Origin of the sequence: Seongchinamella sediminis, from assembly GCF_003457605.1 — a bacterium.
GTDB classification, from domain to species: domain Bacteria; phylum Pseudomonadota; class Gammaproteobacteria; order Pseudomonadales; family Halieaceae; genus Halioglobus; species Halioglobus sediminis.
Map to the genome: position 1 here is coordinate 19,270 of NZ_QRAN01000021.1, position 17,770 is coordinate 37,039.

Sequence of the window (17,770 nt, forward strand, 5' to 3'; positions counted from 1 at the left end):
TGTGCCACAGCATTCCCCGGCCGCCACCCTGGCCGCTTATTGTTCTGCCAGCAGGGGATGATCAGCGGGCAACTGGCGTTTGATCCATAGCGCCAGTTTATGCTCCATTTTGGGAATACTGAGGTCCTGCTTGGCCAGCGGCTGGATCAGCTTGTCCTCAACCAGCGCCCGGTAGAGGTACTCGACCTTGAGCTTGTGGGAGTCGGTTGCCTCGAATTCCCCGTAGCCGCGTTTCTTGACATAAACTGCGCCTACCGCCAGCGCCTTGCGCACCAGTTCCGCTTCCTGCCTGTTTTTTCCCACTGTCGCCTCCGGGTCCTGTGACCGAGCTTGCAGGTCATTTCGCCTGACGGTTGCCGGCCAGGAGAGCTGCCTGTGTCGGTACCAGATCAGTCAAATAACTCTGCCAGAAAATTTGCCAGTGCCTGGGCAGAGCGCCGATCAGCAGAGGCGTTGTAGATCGCGCCCATCTCGACGTTGTCTGCCGCCGGGTTGGTGAAAGAATGCTGGGTATTACCGTAGGCATGGATTTGCCAGTCGGCCCCGGCTGCGCTGAGTTCGGCGGCGAGGGCCGTCATGGTATCCGGCGGGGCCATGGGGTCGTCATAACCGTGCAGGCACAGGACCCTGGCCTTGATGCGCTTGCCCTCGGTGTTGCCGGGAGGATCGAACAAGCCGTGAAAGCTGGCCACGCCTTTTACCTCGCTGCCGCTGCGGGCGAGGTCGAGTACGCACAGGCCACCGAAACAAAAGCCTATGGCGGCGATGTTGGCGGCGTCGACCTCCGGTTGATCACGCAGGACCGACACCGCCAGCGCGATACGCTGTTGTAACAGCGCCCGGTCCGCCAAAAAGGGCGCCATCAGCGCACTGTTCTGCTCCGGATCCATGCCCAGTACACCCTTGCCGTACATGTCCAGGGCAAAACCGGCGTAGCCCTGCTCGGCCAGGGCCCTGGCCTTGCCCACTTCAAACTCACCGCGCCCACCCCAGGCGTGGGACACCAGCACGCCGGGCCGTGGCCCCGGCAGGGCATCATCCCAGGCCAGCATGCCTTCCAGCAATACCTCGCGGTGCCGGTACTCTACAGGTCGCAGTTGAATCGCCATGAAATTGTTCCCTGTTGCTTGTCGAAGTCAGTCGCCGCTGGTCCAGCGTCCCAACAGGCCGGAAAAACGCCGGGTCAGCCATTTGGGCGCCGAACTGCTGGTGAGCGTCGCCGCCTGGTTCAGGGTGCCGGGTACGCAGATAACCTCGCCCTTCATGCAGGCCTGGTAGCCCTGCCGGGCAACAGCATCCACGTTGCCGATCAGGAAGCCCGGAACTTTCAGGCCGCCGCTTTTCTGCTGGGCCGTGCTGACCATGTTGGTATCGGTGACGCCGGGACACAGGGCGGTGATGGTCACACCGCTGCCCCTGAGTTCCTCGGACAGGGACTCGGTCAGTGACAACACATAGGCCTTGGTGGCGGCATAGGTAGCGAGGCTGGGAACCGGCTGGAATGCGGCGATGGACGCCACATTGAGCACCTTGCCGTAACCCCGTTCCAGCATGGCGGGCAGGAAGCGCTCCAGCAGGCCCGTCAGGCCGCTGATATTGAGGTCGATCATGCGCTGCAGGTTGGCGCTGCCCATGCCGACGAATGGGCCGTGCTCCAGTACCCCGGCATTGTTCACCAGGATATCGATGTCGATTCCCTGTTCCCCCAGGCGGGAGAAAAGGCTGCCGGCGGCGCTGCGCCGGGCCAGGTCCAGGGGCTCTACCCAGACATTCACCCCGTGGTCGCCCGCGAGCTGGTCGGCGAGCTGTCGCAGCTTGGGCTCGGTGCGGGCCACCAGCACCAGGTCGGTGCCTGCCTGGGCGAATTCTTTGGCCAGCGCCTCGCCGATACCGGAGGAGGCGCCACTGATCAGTGCGGTTTGTGGTTGGCTCATGACAACAAGTGTAGTCCATTGCCCTCAGGGCCGGCGAGCCATGGCCGCAGTTTTATGCATGGCCGTGCTCAAACAGGCTGCGATCCGCCAGCACCCGCTCGGCGATAAAGTCCGACACCGCGCGAATGCGGGCGCTGTACCTCAGTTCCTCGTGGGTGACCAGCCACAGCTCCATTTGGTTGGGGATGTATTCGGGCAACACCCGTATCAGCCTGCCGCGCATCGCCACCCAGCGGTGCGACAGGCCACCGATACCAAAGCCTGCTTCTATGGCCGACATCAGCGCCGCCAGGCTGTTGCTGAAGTAGACATAATTACCTGCCGGCAGGCCTTCAGGGGGGTGAAAGGGTCCTTTGCCCTGCAGTGAATCCAGCGCCACCAGGTTGTGCTCCTGCAGGTCCTCGATAGAGCCCGGCACCCCGGCCCGCTGCAGGTACTCGGGGCTGGCATACAAGCCGAAGCCAACGGTGGTCAGGTGGCGGGCAATCAACGCCGGTTGCGAGGGACGTCCCATGCGCAGGGCGATATCCGCCTCCCGGTGCAGCAGGTCTACCGCGCGGTTCTCCACCTGCACCTTTACCAGGATTTCCGGGTATTGCTGGTGGAAGTCGAACAGCACCGGCGCCAGCCAGTCGGTACCGGTACCCTCGGTTGCCGAGATGATGACCTCGCCACACAACTCGGTGGAGTGGACCTCGAGGCTGCGCTCGATCGCCAGCATTTCCCGCTCCATGCGCCGGGCGCTTTCCAGAATACCGGCCCCGGCGTCGGTCAGCTGCATGCGCCGGCCCGAGCGCACGAACAGGGGAGTGCCGAAGCGCTCCTCCATCGCGGCGAGGCGCCGGCCCACCGTGGGCTGGGTTAAACCCAGCACTTCCGCGGCTGCCACCAGGCTGCGCTGTTTGTGTATAGCCAGGAACAGGCGAATATCCGCCCAGTCCCTGAGGGGATCTTTGCTATGCATTTATGTATACCCAATATTAATTGGCGGTATTTCTATGCATTTATTTTATCTATATCTTGGCTTGCGTAAACCCCATGAGGGGAAATCGGAGAATGACCATGTTTACACAGCAATTTCTTCCCAATCGATTGGTCCTGGCTGCCGTCGGCGTGCTTGTGGCCATCGCCATCACAGTCTGGATGAGCGCGGCGGCCAGTGCCGATGTACTGAGCCACTACGAGCCCAAATCCCTGGCCAGGGCTGAGAAGGCCCTTGCCCAGGGCAAGCCCGACCTGGCCCTGAGGCTGCTGCGCAGCCAGCGCGCGCTGGTCCGTTACGACAAACACCTGGCACGCAGCCAGTCACTGAGCTGCCGCGCCTACTTCCAGCAAGGTGACTACGAGGCCGCTGAACCAGCCTGTGACATCGCGGTGGAACGGGGCAGCCAGGCGAACCTGTGGAGCCATCTCAACAACCGCGGCGCCGTGCGCCTGGCGCTGGGTCGCATTGACGAGGCCGAGGCTGACTTTCGCCGGGCGGCGCTGCTCAACCCCGCCTCCCGGGCAGCGAAGCGTAACCTGCAACTCGCGCAACGCCTCTAAGTGGCACTACCCCGGGCCAGGCCGTCCAATGCCGGCCCGGTCTGGGGTAGAATGTGCGCCCCATTCTGACAGGCGCAACACCCAATACCCATGAAGATCACCTCCTGGAACGTCAACGGCCTGCGCGCCGTGATGAAAAAAGATTTTTCCCGGTCACTGGCCGCACTGCAAACCGACATCCTCTGCCTGCAGGAAACCAAGGCCCAGGACGAGCAGGTTTCCGCGGCCCTGGAAGGCATCGACGGCTACCACGTGTACAGCAATTCGGCGGTTCGCAAGGGATATTCCGGAGTCGCCATCCTCACCCGGGTGGCGCCGCTGGCGGTGACTGCCGATATCGGGATCGAGGAGCACGACCAGGAGGGCCGCGTGCTGACCGCCGAGTTCGATGACTTTTTCCTGGTGACCGTATATACCCCCAACTCCGGCAATGAACTGGTGCGGCTGCCCTACCGGCAAAGCTGGGACGCCGCCTTTCTCGCCTTTGTCAAAACCCTGGAAAAGCAGAAGCCGGTGCTGATGTGCGGCGATTTCAATGTCGCCCACCGGGAGATCGATCTCGCGCGACCCAAGCCGAACTACAACAAGAGCGCGGGTTACACGCAACAGGAAATCGACGGTATGGACAGGATTATCGACGCGGGTTTTATCGATACATTCCGCCACTTGCATCCCGAGGAAGTGAAGTACAGCTGGTGGAGCTATCGTGCCGGTGCCCGGGCCAGGAATGTGGGCTGGCGCATTGACTATGTCCTGGGCACCGCGTCCCTGGTAGAGCAGCAGGTAAGCGGCGCCAGCATACACAACGAGATCCTGGGTTCAGACCACTGTCCGGTGGCGGTGACCCTGGATCGGTGAGTAGCGCCAGCCAGTTCATACCGGTACTTTGGTTGCCGTGCTGATGCCCGGGTTTACTGTCGCCGGGGCTACATCACACTCTCACAGGCAGCCACGGGTGACTCAGGCTGGCATTGCGCACAATGCCCTGCCAATTCTGAACGCAGCCCGGCGACCACCTCACCGCGCGCCGGGTCTTCCTCCGACCACTCGCCCAGCCGGGTGTTGAGCCGCTCCAGGGAGTTTGCATATACCTCGATGCCGTAGGGCTGGGCGGCCAGCTCGGACAGCCACAGCGACACCGCTCGCTGGACTTCCTCGCTCTGCTCCGGGGCCAGGTCGAGCAGGCGACGGATATAGCCGCTGCCCCAGCGGGCCCGGTCCATGGGCTCACCGGCAGCCTCCCAGGCCTTGCGGGACCACTCCAGGGCAGCCTGGTTGTTGCCGGCCTCGCGCTCGAGGTAGGCCATGCCCGACATGAAATAGAAGGGGGATTGCGACTCATCGATGCCTTTTGCCAGGGCTTTGCGGGCGTCCTGTTCCAGGCCGAGTTGGTAGTAGACGAACCACAGTTGATTGATACCCGCGTGTACCTGGTAGGGTGTCAAGGCCTGCATCATCCCGTCCGCGGTGTTACGGCCCCAGTCGACCAGCTTTGCGGGCGGCGACTGGTCCTCTTCCAGCAACGCGGTAGCAACGCCCGCCCACCCGGAGAGGATGGTCGTCTGCTGTAACAGGCCCAGGTTCTCGTTGCCAGCGGCGGCCTGCAGATAGTTCATCAGGTCGGCGCGGAGCCCGGCCTGCTGTTCGCCACTGGCCAGCTCCGTGACCACGTCGCTACCCAGGTCGGCGAGGGTGATCATATTGGCCGGGCGCAAGGCCGGATTGCCCAGAATCTCGACGAATGCCTTTAAATTTTCTGCCCCAATGGCGCTATCGCGGGATTCTTCCTCGGCCGACAGCCAGAACCGGGTCGCCGCCAGGCGCAAACGACTGCAGGCAAGATCGAGCCGGACCGGACAGTCGGCAGCCAGCTGGGCCAGCAGCGCCGCTGGATCTTCCTCCTCCAGCATGCGGGCCCGGTCACTCCGCCAGGAATAGTTGGCGAGCAGGCGCCAGTCATCGTCAGCCAGTGTGGCGCCCGTCCTGGCCGCCGCCAGCACCTCTGCCACCGGGCGCAGGGTATTGAGCGTCAGCTCCAGTACGCTGGCATATTGCTCCATGTCCATGCCCCCGGGAATCCGGGTCAATTCGGTCCCGTCCGGTGCAAACAGGATGACCGTGGGGAGGCCGGCAATATTGAAGCGGTCACTCTGGCGGATAGTCTCGGAATCACCGTTGCTCATATCCACGGCAATGAACTGTCGCGAAATACTGATGAACTCATCGCGAACGAAAATCGTCGCCTGCAAATATTTGCAATACGGGCACCACTGCGCACCCCAGTAGACAAACAGCGGCTTGTCCCCGGCTTTGGCCGCGGTAAAGGCCTCGTCGAGGCTGCCCTCGAACCAGGCGATCTCCCGGGCGCTTGCGGTTTGTGGGGGGGCCTGCGATGTCGTCTCTGCGCCGGGTGTGGGAGCGGAATCAGGCGCCTCACTGCAGGCGCCCAGCATCAGTGGTAGCAGCAATACCGGCACAAGAAAGCGTATGCACATGGGTCTCTCCGTAGTTATAGTTGTTAGCCGGTCCGGCCATGCAGGCACCTCGTCCCAGTATAGGTCAGCGGGCGAAAGCTTGCCTGGGCCGGCGAGTTTCCCGTGCTCCGGGTGATTCAGGTCAAGCGATGCGCAGTTTTCATCTCCAGGTTGCCTCGAAACAGGCTACATTGGTAGCGGTAGCAGCAAGCATACCCCGGAGGTGGAGGCCGCATGGCAGAGGTCAGCTACGACGAGTTCGGTCCTTTCAAGATAATCGAGGTCTATGAGCCCGGCGCCGGCTTGCGCGGCACCCTGGTAGTGGACAACGTGTCCCGGGGGCCCTCCATAGGCGGTGTGCGCATGGCGCCGGATGTCAGCACCACGGAATGCCTGCGGCTGGCCAGGGCCATGACCTTCAAGAACGCCGCTGCTGACCTGCCCCATGGCGGGGGCAAGTCGGTATTGTACGGCGACCCGGCGATGCCCCGCGAGCAGAAAGAAGACCTGGTGCGCGCCTTCGCCTGCGCCCTGGCGGAAGTGGAGCAGTATATTTTCGGCCCCGATATGGGCACCGATGAGGAGTGTATGGCCTGGGTGCGCAGCGAAATCGGCAGGGCGGTGGGTCTGCCTCGCGAACTGGGCGGCATTCCCCTGGATGAAATCGGTGCCACCGGCTGGGGCCTGTTGCACGCTGCCAGGGCAGCCTGTGAATTCCGCGAACGGGAGCTGGCCGGCGCCCGGGTGGCCATTCAGGGCTTCGGTGCCGTGGGCAGCCATGCGGCGCGGTTTTTCAGCGAGGAGGGTGCCATCGTGGTTGCGGCCGCGGACGCACGCGGCGCGGTATCCTGTGCCGGGGGTCTGGATGTTGCGCGCTTGCTTGCCGTGAAAAAAGAAGGGGGCAGTGTTGTCGACTATCCCGATGGGCCGGAGGTCGTGAAAGGCGATCCCCAGGCCATCATCGATGTGCCCTGCGATATCTGGATTCCTGCCGCCCGCCCCGACGTGATCAACGAAAGCAACGTGGCGCGACTGCAGGCTGATATGGTGATATCCGGTGCCAATATACCGATGACGGCGGGGGCGGAAAAAATCCTGCACCAGCGTGACGTGCTTTGCATACCTGATTTCATCGCCAATGCCGGTGGCGTGATTTGCGCCGCCATGGAGTATCACGGCGCCAGTGAGTCCGCCGCCATGGCCATTATCGAGGAGAAAATCAGCTACAACACCCAGCGGGTGCTGGCGATTGTGCGCGAAAACAACTGTATGCCGCGGCAGGCCGCGGAGGAAATGGCCCAGCGCCGGGTGCGCCGGGCCATGGACCTGCGCCGCTGGAGCCTGTTTTAAGGTGGTTCGCGACTGGCAGCAGGCGCAGTAGCCTGATCCGCAAGGTGCTTGGTCGATTCGTTGAAACACTCCCGGGATAGCCTGCCAGGCCCAGAGCTCAGCGCCCCCGCCCACCAGCTGGCAGGGTTGCGTGTTATCGATGAGCTTGCCAGCAATGCCGAGCGCGGCCTGGCCAGCGCGGAGGCGGCGCGGCGCCTGTCGCGATACGGTCCCAACCTCCTCCAGGATACCGGCCACCAGCCCTGGTACCAGCTAGTCCTGCACCAGTTCTCGGATCTGATGATAGCGGTGCTGTTCGTCGCCGCGGCGCTGGCCTGGTATCTGGGGGACGTCCGGGGAGCAATTATTCTTGTCGCCATCATCATGATCAACGCCGCCATCGGCCTGTACCAGGAATTCCATGCCGAGCAATTGCTGGAGCGGCTCAGGTCGATGATTCGCAGCCAGGCGGTGGTCCTGCGGGATGGCGAACTGCTGGAACTGGACGCCAGCGAACTCGTCCCCGGCGATATCGTGACCATCGAGGAGGGTGGGGCAGCCCCCGCCGACCTGCGCCTGCTGAGTTCCAACGAACTCGCCACCAATGATTTCATGCTGACCGGCGAATCCCTGCCCCAGGAGAAGGACGCGGCGGCCATACCGGCAGCCGACGCCGGACTCGACGCGCAGGACAATCTCGTCTTTATGGGGACCACCGTGGCGCGCGGCAGCGGCACAGGCGTGGTCGTCGCCACCGGCATGGCCAGCGCTATCGGTGAAATCGCCGAGCTTGGCCAGGGCATCAGGCGCGACCGCTCGCCGCTGCAGCTGGAGATGAATGCCCTGGCCAGGCTGTTGACCCGGATGGCGGGTGTTATCGCGCTGGCACTGTTCCTGATCAACCTGCTGCTGCGCAGCGAGGACTTTGCGGATCTGCCTGCGCTGGTCAATGCCAGCCTGCTGTTCGCCATCGGCGTCGCCGCGGCCTGCGTACCCCAGGGGCTGCCGGCCCAGATTACCGTTGCCCTGTCGCTGGGGGTGGGGCGTCTGGCCCGGGAAAACGCGGTAGTCAAGCGGCTTTCCTCGGTGGAGACCCTGGGCTGCACGACGATCATCTGCTCCGACAAGACCGGCACCATCACCAGTAACCAGATGACGATCGTGAGTGCCTGGGCAGGCGGGGTTGACTACGAGATCAGCGGCCGGGGCTACGCGCCGGAGGGCCAGATTCTCCGCGAGGGCCGGGCGCTGGATGCGGCTGAACTGGACAGCCTGCAGGTATTTTTCCAGCTCGGCCTGCTCGCCGGTAATGGCCGTACCCATGAACCGGATGCGGATCACCGCGGCTGGTACGCCATCGGTGACCCGACCGAGGCGGCCTTCATGCCACTTGCCTTCAAGGCTGGCCTGCAGCCGGAGCAGAGCCTGAATGACAGCGAATTGGTCGCCGAACTGGCCTTCGACAGCCAGCGCAAGCGCATGACCATGGTGCGCAGGGTAGAAGGGCGCACAGTCGCTTACATGAAGGGAGCGACACCCAGCGTGCTGGAAGCCTGTAGCGAGCTTGTGCAGGGAGGCGAAGTGCTGCCCCTGGACGCGGGCATGCGCGATGCGATCACCGCACGCATGGAGGCTTTCAGCGCCGAGTCGCTGCGGGTGATCGCCTTCGCCTATCGGGAACTGGGCGACGAACAGCAGGACTACTCTATCGAGGATACCGAAAACAACTTCGTGTTTGCCGGACTGGTGGCGATGCTGGATCCGCCGAGAGAGGGTGTCGAAGAGGCCCTCAAGTCGGTGTACGGCGCGCGGATGCGGGTATTCATGCTCACCGGTGACGATCCGGTGACAGCCGCTGCCATTGCCGGGCGGATCGGCATGCCCGAAGGCCGGGTGATCACCGGCGACGAATTGCGCGACATGCCTGACGCCGGGCTTCGCGATGCCCTGGGAGCTCGCTCGGTCATCCTGTCGCGGGTTTCACCCCGGGAGAAGTATCGCGTGGTGGAACAGCTCAAATCCCTGGGCGAGGTCGTTGCCGTCACCGGCGACGGGGTCAACGATACCCTCTCCCTGAAGCGGGCCGATATCGGCGTGGCCATGGGCAAACAGGGTTCGGAAGTGGCCAAGGAAGCGGCGGAAATCGTGCTGACGGACGATAATTTCAGCACCCTGGTCATCGCGGTTCGGGAAGGCAGGACCATTTACCAGAACCTGAAGAGCGTGATCCTGTCATCCATCACCTCCAATATCGGCGAGCTGTCCTGCGTCTGCACCGGCTTCGTGGGTGCTGCAGCCGGACTGCCGATTCCGCTGACCGCGGTGCAGATTCTCTCCATCGACCTGGTGGGCGAGATGCTGCCGTTGATGGCCCTGACCTTCGACCCGCCGGAGCGCAGCCTGATGCAGCAGGCGCCGCGCAGGGAGGGTTCCCACATCATCAATCGCCAGTCCCTGCTTGAACTTATCGCCATGGGAATACTGATGGGGCTCGGCGGTTATTTCAGTTTCTACATGGTGCTGCACAGCGGTGGTTCCACCGGCAGTGCCCAGGCCGCTGCGTTTCTCGGCATCGTGCTGATACAGTATGTGAATATCGTGTCACGCCGGACGGGGGACAGCATCTTCAGCGGCTACCTCTTTGCCAATCGCAAGTTGACCGGCTCGATCGCGGTATCCTTCGTCGTGGTAGCCGCCATAACCGGCTTGCCGGGCCTGGGCGCCTGGTTCGGCTTCGAGGCCCTGCGACTTGAAGACTGGCTGTGGCCGGCAGCGGCGGCACTGCTATTCCTTGCCTGCTTTGAATTAAAAAAACGCTGGTCTTAGCTTCTGGGTGGCGCGACAGCCCGGGAGATAGCGGCAGGCCTCAACCCTGCAATTGCTGTCGGTAGCGGGAAGGCTGCACGCCGGTCCACTTCCTGAAGGCCTTGCGAAAAGCGCTGACATCGGCGTAGTGCAGGCTCGTCGCAACCTGTTCGATGGTCAGTGCCGGGTCCTCCAGTTGCAGCAGGGCCCAGTCGCGCTTGATCCCGTCGCGGATGGCGAGAAAGCTGGTGCCTTCCTGCTTGAGCCTGCGCCACAGCTGGTGCTGGTTCAGGCCCAGTGTCCCGGCGACCTCGTCGATTTCCAGCCAGCGCCGATCCCGGTTCAGCAGCAGGCGCCGGCGCACTGCCTGGGATAGCGGCTTGCGCTGCCGACTCACCAGGAACAGGCGCCGGGTGTCCTTCAGCATTAGCGCTACCTGGTCGCGGTTGCAGGCCAGCTGTGCCCGGCCACAGGCGCCGTCCAGGCGCAGGCAGTCAGCGCCGCTGGCGTAGTTGATGTTGCTGCCAAACAGGTAGGCGAGGTTTTCATCAGTGGCATTGCTGGTGAAGGAAAAGTTCACCGACCTGGCGACAATATCCTCGCCCAGCAGCCAGCCGAACAGTCGCAAGCCCATCAGTAACAGGCTCTGGATAATGAAGCGATAATCCACCGGAAGGGCGGGCTCGAGCTCAATCCCCATCAGCAGGTCGTCACCTGCCTGCTCCAGGTACCAGTGAAAATCCGGGCAGAACAGGGCGTAAAAGTCATTGGCCTGGGCGACCACTTCCCCGGCATTGCGACAGCCAACGACGCTGAAGGCGAAAACGCGGAAGGCATCCGGCGGTACCGGTCGAGACAGGAAGCCCATGCAGGCGTCGGCGGTGGTGTCGCGCAACTGGCGGAGCACGCGACTGTACTGGTCGATGGATATGCGCGTACCGGGTAACTGCAGGCGGTGGCTGGACAGGCCGTTGGCCTGCAGCAGGGCCTCGACGTCAAGCTTGCGGTGCCTGGCTGCCTGCAGCACGTCCTCGAGAAAGCCAACCGGGATGCTGGGGTAGAGCAGGCGGTCATGCTGTGATCTGGCGCTGGCGCTTGCCACGGGTGATATGAGCCTCAGTTTGCGTAATCCAGTGGTCTGGCGATGGCCATTATGTAATCTAATGACCTTTCCGGGTCGGGATTATAACCTGTCCCGGCTCCTGGTCACCCGCTACCCTGATCCCGAGTGACACCACCAGCGCAAGCAAAGCAGGAGCAGCAGGCATGGAATACCAGGAGATCAAGTACACCCGGGATGGTCCCGTCACCATCATTACTTTCAATCGGCCGGAAGTGAAAAACTGTATTGGCCCGCGCACCCACCGCGAATTGATCGATGCCTTTAACCGTTTTCGCACGGACGACGCTGCCAGGGTTGCGGTGATTACCGGTGCCGGCGACTCCGCCTTCTGCGCCGGCGGTGACCTGAAAAGCAGCTTTGACAAGGCCGGGGCTACCGATCACCCGGACCCGGAACAGGCCATGTTGTGCCCCGTGGAGCCGGCCGACGTGGCGCGCCATAACCGGGGTGAGGCGCCCGGCATTCTCGGCCCCTCACGCTGGACCGATATCTACAAGCCGATTATTGCCGCAGTGAATGGCGTGGCCTATGCCGGCGGATTCGAGTGGGCCTGTTTTGCCGACATGCGCATCGTCGAGGACCACGCATCCTTCGGTATTACCTGCCGGCGCTGGAACATTGGCCTCGCCGATGGGGGCACCCAGCGCCTGCCGCGCATTGTCGGCATGGGGCGGGCGCTGGAACTGATCATCACCGGCAAGGTGATCGACGCACAGGAGGCTTACCGTATTGGCCTGGCCAACGAGCTCGTGCCCAGCGGCACTTCCCTGCACCGGGCGGTGGAACTGGCCCGGTTTATTGCCACGCTGCCGCAACCAGCGATTCTCGCCGACAAGGAAGCGGCTGTTCGCGGCTTCGGCCAGGACCTGCGCGAGGGCCTGCGTATCGAGGCCGAGTGCTACAACCGCCTGCTGACCAGCCCGGATTCCCGCGAGCAGTTCCTGGATGGCCTGCGGCGCTTCAACGAGCGTGACCATCCGGACCGTATCGAGGGGCAGGTATCAACCCCGGGTATCGTGCGCAGTGAGATGGAGCCTTAGTGCGAACAGGCCCTGGCGTAATCGCCTCCGGTCGTGAGGTGGGGGCAGCACAGTTGTGCGATACTGCAGCGATCGACCTGCGCGCCTAACCAGAACTGGCGTGGTGGAACCACGCTCCCTGGGCCGTTCGAAAACTGAAGGAGGATCAGTCCTGTGAGTAAAACACTGGAGTTTATTTTTGATTTTGGCAGCCCCAACGCCTATCTCGCCTACCAGCTGCTGCCAGGCATTCTGCAGCGGACCGGCGCGAAGCTGAAGATCCTTCCCTGTCTGCTGGGCGGGATATTCAAGGCGACCGGTAACCAGCCGCCGATGATGGCCTTTGGCGGGGTCAAGGGCAAGCTGGAATACGAACAGAAAGAGATGGATCGATTTATCCAGCGTCACGCCTTGAATGCCTTCCGTTTCAATCCCCATTTTCCGGTGAACACACTGCTGCTGATGCGCGGCGCGATCGCAGCGGAGGAGGAGGGAAGTCTCGAGGCCTACCTCGAAGCCGGACTCGCCGCCATGTGGGAGGAGGGCCTGAAAATGGACGATCCCGAGGTTTATGTCACTGCGATGGATGCCGCGGGACTGGATGGGCAAACGCTGCTTGAAAGAACCCGGGAGGCCGATGTGAAAGCGCACTTAATCCGCAACACGGAGCAGGCGGTGGAGCGCGGCGTGTTCGGGATACCGACTTTCTTTGTCGGTGAGGAGATGTTCTTCGGCAAGGACAGGCTCGACCAGGTGGAGCAGGAGTTAAGCCGGTGAGCGAGGGTGTGAGCAGGCCCCGGGAGGCTTGCTCCTGTTCGCCAACAAAACCGTGCCGCCAACCAGTAAAAAATTGACGCTCCAGAGCGTCGCCGCCAGGGTCAACAGTTCGCGGTAGTAGGCGGACAGCATCGGCGCCAGGAAACGCGCCAGCACGGCCACCGACAGCAGTACAACCACCAGCTGGTGCACCCGCGCCGGGGCGTTGCCGGGAGCGTGCGAGAATTTAAGCATCACGGTGGATGACAGGGTACCCAGTGCCCCAATGGTGATCACATGCAGGCTGGCGGTGACGGGCAGCAGGCCGGCGAGTGACAGGCTGAACACGACCAGGCCCAGCCCCAGCCACAGATAACCATAGCCCATGGCCACCAGGGCGGCCTGCTCAAGACCGCGCCACGGCAGCCGCCAGCGCAGTAACCGCAGGCAGAGCAGTAATCCCGCCGCGCCGGTAGGCAGCGATGTCCACCGGCTGTCGGTCCCGGCCAGGTCGAGGATTGCGGCCACCAGCAACAGCAGCATGACTGTTCCTTCCAGCGCCGGCTGGACCCGGTGGGGCAGGGTCGCACCGCGGTTGGCATAGGCGCGTGCCAGCAGCGGGGTAATAAACCGGCCGCCCATAAAAAACATCAGCAGGCAAATCAGCAGCAACAGGGAATGCAGGGAGAGCAGGGGCGCCAGTCTCAGCATACCCGCGACCAACAGCAGCAGCGGAAAGCAGGCAATGGCGATCAGCAGTGGCGCGATCATTCGGTTGCGCCACTTTTTGGCGGCAGTAAAACGTGGTGCCACGATAATTGCCAGGTAGAGGCCAAAGCCCGCGTAGAGCAGTTGCGTGACCAGGGCGCCGGATGGCGTGATTTCCGCCCAGCGGCCGGCCAGCCACAAACCGAACAGGGTCAGCAGTTGCCGGGTCAGCAGCCTGCCGCCGAGGTAGCCGGCGATCAGCGCGCCAACGTACCCGAACAGCATGCCGCGGGCGTGGGTGGCGATATCCACTGCCGGCATACCGGGCAGGTAAATCCCCAGCAGTAACCAGGGTCCCAGTGCGGCGAACAGTGCGGCAGCAGGGAAGAAAAATCGCTGGCTGGCGTGGCGCCCGCGCAAGGTTATGGCGGGGAAGGCGGCGAACGGGCTTGCCTTCATGAGACTGTCACCCCCAGGCGTTTCTGCAGGGTCGGGCTGGTGGTGGTGTACTCCATGGGCACCGGCTTGCCGTCCTGCATGCGCTCACTGATGGCGAAGGCCGCGAGGGCCGCCTCGTGGAAGCCGGAAAGAATGAGCTTGCGCTTGCCGGGGTAGTGATTGCAGTCACCGATGGCGAAAATACCTTCGCTTGAGGTTTCGAAGGTGTCTGTCCCTACCTTGACCTGGAAGCGTTCCATGTCCAGTTGCCAGTCGCGCAGTGACAGAATATCCGGCGACATGCCAAAGAACACCAGCACCTGATCCACCGCCACCCGGCGCACCACTCCGTCGGCGCACTGCACCTTGAGGGCGCTGAGCTCACCGGCCGCGTTCTGCTCGTAGCCGCTGACCTGGCCCTGCATCTGCTGCGCTGAGCTGTTTTCACACAGGGCCGTATAGCGCCGCTGGCTGTCTGCTGCGGCGCGCAGGCGGCCAGAGCGATGTATGAGAATAATCTCCGCCGCCACAGGTTGCAGCGCCAGTGCCCAGTCCAGGGCCGCGTCGCCGCCCCCGAGCACGGCGATGACACGATCGCGGTGCTGCTCCGGGTCCTCGACATGATAAAACAGCGAGCGACCGAGAAAGCGCTCCATGCCCGCTACCCGCAGGGGCACCGGGGTCATGGCGCCGGCGCCGCTGGCGATAACAATGAAGCGCACCGCGTAGCACCTGCCATCGGCGGTGGTCAGGTGGAATCCGCTGTTCTCCGGCTGGCGCTCGATGTTAACTACCTCGTGGCCCAGCACCAGTTGCGGCTCGAAGGGGGAAATCTGTTGCTCCAGGTTGGCGATCAGCTGTTCTGCGCTGATCTCGGGGATTCCGGGAATATCGTAAATTGGTTTGCCGGGGTACAGTTGGCGGCACTGGCCGCCACTGCGATTCTGGGCATCGAATACCAGCGCACTCAGGCCCTGCAGGCCCAGCTCGAAGACCTGGAACAGGCCGCAGGGCCCGGCGCCGATAACGCCGACATCGGCCGAGGCGGTTGGGTTTTGTTGCGCCATGCAAGCACCTCCGGCAGTTCTATCCGGGCCGACCATCGACTCGCGGGCGGGTCAGCACCGGCCAATAACGAATCACGAAGCAGCCGAAACCCAGTGCCCACAGTACGGCCGCGCTGTTGATTACCAGCGTGTAGCTGGACAGCCAGTAGCTACCGAATACCCTCACCAGGAAGGCCGCGAACAGCAGGGCGAAGGCCAGCGTCATTACCCTACCTGCCTGTAGTGGCCGGCCGGTATGACCCAGGGATACCCGCGAGATCATGGCCAGGATCAACAAACCCATGGCGCCAACGGTCAGGGTGTGAATAGCCTGGGAAGGGCTTACCAGGGAGGAAACAGCGCTGAGGCCATACAGCAACAGGCCGAGGGGAATACAGAGGTAGCTCAGGTGCAGCGACCATACCAGCGGGGTGCGCACCGTGACCCAGATTCGCCAGCGCAGGCCGCGCAGCGCATGGGCAAGGGCGGCAACGAAGCAGCACAGGGCTACCGCCGCCGGGGGCATACCCGGCCAGGGCAGGCTGACGACCGCCGTTGCTAGCATCGAGCCCAGGGACAGGGTTTCCAGCCAGCCCAGGGCCTCGACCCGCGGTGTGCCGGTGCCGTTGGCCGTGAACATGGGCACCACGCGACCGGCCATGATGGTCATCAGCAGGGTGACCAGCATGACCATGGCTGTGGCGGCGCGGGATTGCAGGCCCGGGTCGCCTGCGTTGGCCGCCCAGTGCATTACGCCGTTAATCGCTGCCATCGCCAGCAGCAGTGGCAGGAAAATACTGTTGCGCCACTGGCGCACCCGGGCCACCGGCAGGAACAGGATCAACGCCGCCAGCGGCAGGAAGGCGAGGTCAACCAGGGCGATGAGCCAGGGCGGCAGTGACAGTGGAAACAGCAGAAGCAGGCGACCCGCCAGCCACAAGCCCACCAGCGCCGCCAGCGGACGGCCCTCCAGGCCCGGCTGCCCGGTCCAGGTGCGGACCGCGGTCAGCAGGAAACCGACAATAATCGCCGTGACAAAGCCAAACAGCATTTCGTGCAAATGCCACCACAGCGGCCCGCCATAGACGGCCAGTTGCAGCTGGCCGCTGAACAAGGCCACCCACAGCAGTAGACTGATTACGCTAAACAGCGCGCCGAGCAGGAAAAACGGCCGGAACGCCAGACGCAGGGGGGCGGGCGGCTGACGCTGCGCGCGATCAACGATTTCTCCTGTGCTGAGCAATCTGGCCATTCTGGTTCTCCTGACAGTAACCCTAGCAGGCTATAAGATGCATAATAAATGCATGTTATAAAAATGTAAATAAAATGCATGTTACTATGGGCGGTGTCTGATTACATGCCGGGATGCCAGCATGCGCCTGACCAGCTACACGGATTACGCCATCCGAATCCTGATCTATGTCGCCTCCAGAGCAGAGGACAGGGTGACCATACAGGAGATTGCCGCTGGTTATGGCATATCGAAGAACCACCTCAGCAAGATTGTGCAGGAACTGCATCGCAAGGGCTACGTGCAAGCCAGTCGCGGCAAACGCGGCGGACTGTTTCTGGGGCGGCGGCCGGAGGAAATCAATATCGGCCGCCTGGTGCGCGATGTCGAAAAAGGCTTTGCGCTGGCGGAGTGCCAGGCCTGTGGGGGTGACTGCGTGATCACGCCGGCCTGCGGCATGCAAGATGTGCTGGCGGAAGCGCTGGATGCATTCCAGGCAGTGCTGGACAGTTACACCCTGGCCGACATGCTGGCAGAGCCCGGACCGTGCGAGTTGCGCGATCTACTGGGTTTAGAGTGAGCCCGGCTTTGCCGCTCAGTCCCGCGGCAATCTGGAGGCGGGGCTTGCGCGTAACCGGGCCAGCATTTTATCGACCGAACGGCACAGCCGCAGGGTGGCGAACACGGGAAATTGCTCGGCGGGATCGTTGGTTTCGGCAAACCCTTCCTCCAGGCCCCGCAGCAGCCCGATAATCTCTGCCTCGGAACTCGCCGGGTCCTCCATCGCTTCAGCAATCACGTAGAGCCGCATCCACAGCGGAGACTCCGGCTGCGGCGAGTTCATTGTGGCTTGCGCAGCGCGACGACCTTCAGCCGGCGCTGGCCTCCATTGGGCAGTGGCCACTCCACATGCTCACCCACTCTCAGGCCGATCAGCGCGGCGCCAACCGGAGCGAGTATGGACACGGAGTTGCTGGTCGCGGCGCTGTCACCGGGGTAAATCAAGGTAACCTGTGACTCGATGTTGGTGTCGAGGTCGACAAAGGTGACCTGTGAATTCATCACCACAACATCATCAGGCAACTCATGGTCCGGGAGCACGGTGGCACCGTCCAGTTCGTCGAATAACAGTTCGGTGTCACCGGTGTCGCGGTGACGAATCAGGGCTTCAATACGGTCCAGGTCCTGCTGACCCAGCAATACACTACGTGGGGATGACATATCCTCTCCTAAAGGTAACGAAAATGATTGGTTTGTTGTGCAGGCGAGCGCCCCAGACGGGGAGCGCTCGCCGTTAGGAAAGAAAGGCCGTGGGCCTGATCGCGGACCGAGGTGACGCGGCCCGGAAATGAGAGGGTAAAT

Annotated in this window: 18 protein-coding genes; 7 read left to right on the forward strand and 11 right to left on the reverse strand. The window is 63.0% G+C overall.

Going from position 1 to position 17,770, the window contains the following annotated elements; all coding sequences use genetic code 11:
- Nucleotides 1-36: 36 nt before the first annotated feature.
- The 4 genes from DWB85_RS16230 to DWB85_RS16245 all read right to left on the reverse strand — a co-directional run bounded on the left by DWB85_RS16230 (nucleotide 37) and on the right by DWB85_RS16245 (nucleotide 2,898).
- Nucleotides 37-303 (reverse strand): DUF5062 family protein, encoded by a 267-nt coding sequence (locus tag DWB85_RS16230; RefSeq protein WP_117956654.1) that lies wholly within the window; start codon nucleotides 301-303, stop codon nucleotides 37-39.
- Between the two features lie 86 nt (nucleotides 304-389).
- Nucleotides 390-1,109 (reverse strand): dienelactone hydrolase family protein, encoded by a 720-nt coding sequence (locus DWB85_RS16235; protein WP_117956657.1) that lies wholly within the window; start codon nucleotides 1,107-1,109, stop codon nucleotides 390-392.
- 27 nt (nucleotides 1,110-1,136) lie between these two features.
- On the reverse strand, nucleotides 1,137-1,934 hold the full coding sequence (locus DWB85_RS16240) for an SDR family NAD(P)-dependent oxidoreductase (protein WP_117956659.1): 798 nt from the start codon (nucleotides 1,932-1,934) through the stop codon (nucleotides 1,137-1,139).
- Nucleotides 1,935-1,986: 52 nt separating this feature from the next.
- Nucleotides 1,987-2,898: a LysR family transcriptional regulator gene (locus DWB85_RS16245; protein ID WP_117956661.1), complete on the reverse strand. Its 912-nt coding sequence runs from the start codon at nucleotides 2,896-2,898 to the stop codon at nucleotides 1,987-1,989.
- Nucleotides 2,899-2,990: 92 nt separating this feature from the next.
- On the opposite strand from DWB85_RS16245, the gene DWB85_RS16250 reads away from it, so the two are divergent.
- Together DWB85_RS16250 and DWB85_RS16255 are read left to right on the forward strand one after the other, a co-directional pair.
- Nucleotides 2,991-3,479: a tetratricopeptide repeat protein gene (locus DWB85_RS16250; protein ID WP_162846166.1), complete on the forward strand. Its 489-nt coding sequence runs from the start codon at nucleotides 2,991-2,993 to the stop codon at nucleotides 3,477-3,479.
- Nucleotides 3,480-3,569: 90 nt separating this feature from the next.
- Entirely contained in the window at nucleotides 3,570-4,337 is a 768-nt protein-coding gene (locus DWB85_RS16255) for an exodeoxyribonuclease III (RefSeq protein ID WP_117956664.1), read from the forward strand.
- Between the two features lie 68 nt (nucleotides 4,338-4,405).
- Here the strand turns inward: DWB85_RS16255 and DWB85_RS16260 are convergent, their stop codons facing one another.
- A complete protein-coding gene (locus DWB85_RS16260) occupies nucleotides 4,406-5,974 on the reverse strand; it encodes a thioredoxin family protein (protein ID WP_117956666.1) in 1,569 nt (522 codons plus the stop codon).
- Nucleotides 5,975-6,187: 213 nt separating this feature from the next.
- Here DWB85_RS16260 and DWB85_RS16265 point away from each other — a divergent pair, with 213 nt between their 5' ends.
- Together DWB85_RS16265 and DWB85_RS16270 are read left to right on the forward strand one after the other, a co-directional pair.
- Nucleotides 6,188-7,303, forward strand: a complete 1,116-nt coding sequence (locus DWB85_RS16265) for a Glu/Leu/Phe/Val family dehydrogenase (protein ID WP_117956668.1) — start codon at nucleotides 6,188-6,190, stop codon at nucleotides 7,301-7,303.
- Between the two features lie 126 nt (nucleotides 7,304-7,429).
- The gene (locus tag DWB85_RS16270) at nucleotides 7,430-10,108 is read left to right on the forward strand and encodes a cation-translocating P-type ATPase (RefSeq protein WP_162846167.1); all 2,679 of its coding nucleotides are present in this window, start codon (nucleotides 7,430-7,432) and stop codon (nucleotides 10,106-10,108) included.
- Nucleotides 10,109-10,148: 40 nt separating this feature from the next.
- Here DWB85_RS16270 and DWB85_RS16275 read toward each other — a convergent pair whose 3' ends face one another.
- Complete coding sequence (locus DWB85_RS16275; RefSeq protein WP_117956672.1) at nucleotides 10,149-11,189, reverse strand: AraC family transcriptional regulator; 1,041 nt, start codon at nucleotides 11,187-11,189, stop codon at nucleotides 10,149-10,151.
- A gap of 164 nt (nucleotides 11,190-11,353) precedes the next feature.
- Between DWB85_RS16275 and DWB85_RS16280 the strand changes: the two genes are divergently transcribed.
- Both DWB85_RS16280 and DWB85_RS16285 read left to right on the forward strand, forming a co-directional pair.
- On the forward strand, nucleotides 11,354-12,250 hold the full coding sequence (locus tag DWB85_RS16280) for an enoyl-CoA hydratase/isomerase family protein (protein ID WP_117956674.1): 897 nt from the start codon (nucleotides 11,354-11,356) through the stop codon (nucleotides 12,248-12,250).
- A gap of 153 nt (nucleotides 12,251-12,403) precedes the next feature.
- Nucleotides 12,404-13,006, forward strand: coding sequence for a 2-hydroxychromene-2-carboxylate isomerase (locus DWB85_RS16285; protein WP_117956676.1), 603 nt, complete (start codon nucleotides 12,404-12,406; stop codon nucleotides 13,004-13,006).
- Here the strand turns inward: DWB85_RS16285 and DWB85_RS16290 are convergent.
- From DWB85_RS16290 to DWB85_RS16300, 3 genes are read right to left on the reverse strand one after another with little or no spacing between them, the layout of a single operon-like run.
- A complete protein-coding gene (locus DWB85_RS16290) occupies nucleotides 12,995-14,152 on the reverse strand; it encodes an NnrS family protein (RefSeq protein ID WP_117956678.1) in 1,158 nt (385 codons plus the stop codon). The two genes, DWB85_RS16285 and DWB85_RS16290, sit on opposite strands and share 12 nt — an antisense overlap.
- Complete coding sequence (locus tag DWB85_RS16295; protein ID WP_117956680.1) at nucleotides 14,149-15,198, reverse strand: NAD(P)/FAD-dependent oxidoreductase; 1,050 nt, start codon at nucleotides 15,196-15,198, stop codon at nucleotides 14,149-14,151. The genes DWB85_RS16290 and DWB85_RS16295 overlap by 4 nt, the downstream gene beginning before the upstream one ends.
- 19 nt (nucleotides 15,199-15,217) lie before the next feature.
- Nucleotides 15,218-16,429 carry an NnrS family protein gene (locus tag DWB85_RS16300; RefSeq protein WP_117956682.1) on the reverse strand — a complete coding sequence of 404 codons (1,212 nt, stop codon included), beginning with the start codon at nucleotides 16,427-16,429 and terminating at the stop codon, nucleotides 15,218-15,220.
- Between the two features lie 121 nt (nucleotides 16,430-16,550).
- On the opposite strand from DWB85_RS16300, the gene DWB85_RS16305 reads away from it, so the two are divergent.
- Nucleotides 16,551-16,988, forward strand: coding sequence for an RrF2 family transcriptional regulator (locus DWB85_RS16305; RefSeq protein WP_117956684.1), 438 nt, complete (start codon nucleotides 16,551-16,553; stop codon nucleotides 16,986-16,988).
- Between the two features lie 15 nt (nucleotides 16,989-17,003).
- Here DWB85_RS16305 and DWB85_RS16310 read toward each other — a convergent pair whose 3' ends face one another.
- Together DWB85_RS16310 and rnk are read right to left on the reverse strand one after the other, a co-directional pair.
- Nucleotides 17,004-17,252 carry a hypothetical protein gene (locus DWB85_RS16310; RefSeq protein WP_117956686.1) on the reverse strand — a complete coding sequence of 83 codons (249 nt, stop codon included), beginning with the start codon at nucleotides 17,250-17,252 and terminating at the stop codon, nucleotides 17,004-17,006.
- On the reverse strand, nucleotides 17,249-17,629 hold the full coding sequence (gene rnk / locus DWB85_RS16315; RefSeq protein ID WP_117956688.1) for a nucleoside diphosphate kinase regulator: 381 nt from the start codon (nucleotides 17,627-17,629) through the stop codon (nucleotides 17,249-17,251). Before rnk ends, DWB85_RS16310 begins: the two co-directional genes overlap by 4 nt.
- Nucleotides 17,630-17,770 lie beyond the last annotated feature (141 nt).

Bases quoted from the DNA above. Each gene is read 5' to 3' on its own strand.
- DWB85_RS16235 (WP_117956657.1), bottom strand. From the start codon at position 1,109: ATGGCGATTCAACTGCGACCTGTAGAGTACCGGCACCGCGAGGTATTG.
- DWB85_RS16240 (WP_117956659.1), bottom strand. From the start codon at position 1,934: ATGAGCCAACCACAAACCGCACTGATCAGTGGCGCCTCCTCCGGTATC.
- DWB85_RS16245 (WP_117956661.1), bottom strand. From the start codon at position 2,898: ATGCATAGCAAAGATCCCCTCAGGGACTGGGCGGATATTCGCCTGTTC.
- DWB85_RS16250 (WP_162846166.1), top strand. From the start codon at position 2,991: ATGACCATGTTTACACAGCAATTTCTTCCCAATCGATTGGTCCTGGCT.
- DWB85_RS16255 (WP_117956664.1), top strand. From the start codon at position 3,570: ATGAAGATCACCTCCTGGAACGTCAACGGCCTGCGCGCCGTGATGAAA.
- DWB85_RS16260 (WP_117956666.1), bottom strand. From the start codon at position 5,974: ATGTGCATACGCTTTCTTGTGCCGGTATTGCTGCTACCACTGATGCTG.
- DWB85_RS16265 (WP_117956668.1), top strand. From the start codon at position 6,188: ATGGCAGAGGTCAGCTACGACGAGTTCGGTCCTTTCAAGATAATCGAG.
- DWB85_RS16280 (WP_117956674.1), top strand. From the start codon at position 11,354: ATGGAATACCAGGAGATCAAGTACACCCGGGATGGTCCCGTCACCATC.
- DWB85_RS16290 (WP_117956678.1), bottom strand. From the start codon at position 14,152: ATGAAGGCAAGCCCGTTCGCCGCCTTCCCCGCCATAACCTTGCGCGGG.
- DWB85_RS16295 (WP_117956680.1), bottom strand. From the start codon at position 15,198: ATGGCGCAACAAAACCCAACCGCCTCGGCCGATGTCGGCGTTATCGGC.
- DWB85_RS16300 (WP_117956682.1), bottom strand. From the start codon at position 16,429: ATGGCCAGATTGCTCAGCACAGGAGAAATCGTTGATCGCGCGCAGCGT.
- DWB85_RS16305 (WP_117956684.1), top strand. From the start codon at position 16,551: ATGCGCCTGACCAGCTACACGGATTACGCCATCCGAATCCTGATCTAT.
- DWB85_RS16310 (WP_117956686.1), bottom strand. From the start codon at position 17,252: ATGAACTCGCCGCAGCCGGAGTCTCCGCTGTGGATGCGGCTCTACGTG.
- rnk (WP_117956688.1), bottom strand. From the start codon at position 17,629: ATGTCATCCCCACGTAGTGTATTGCTGGGTCAGCAGGACCTGGACCGT.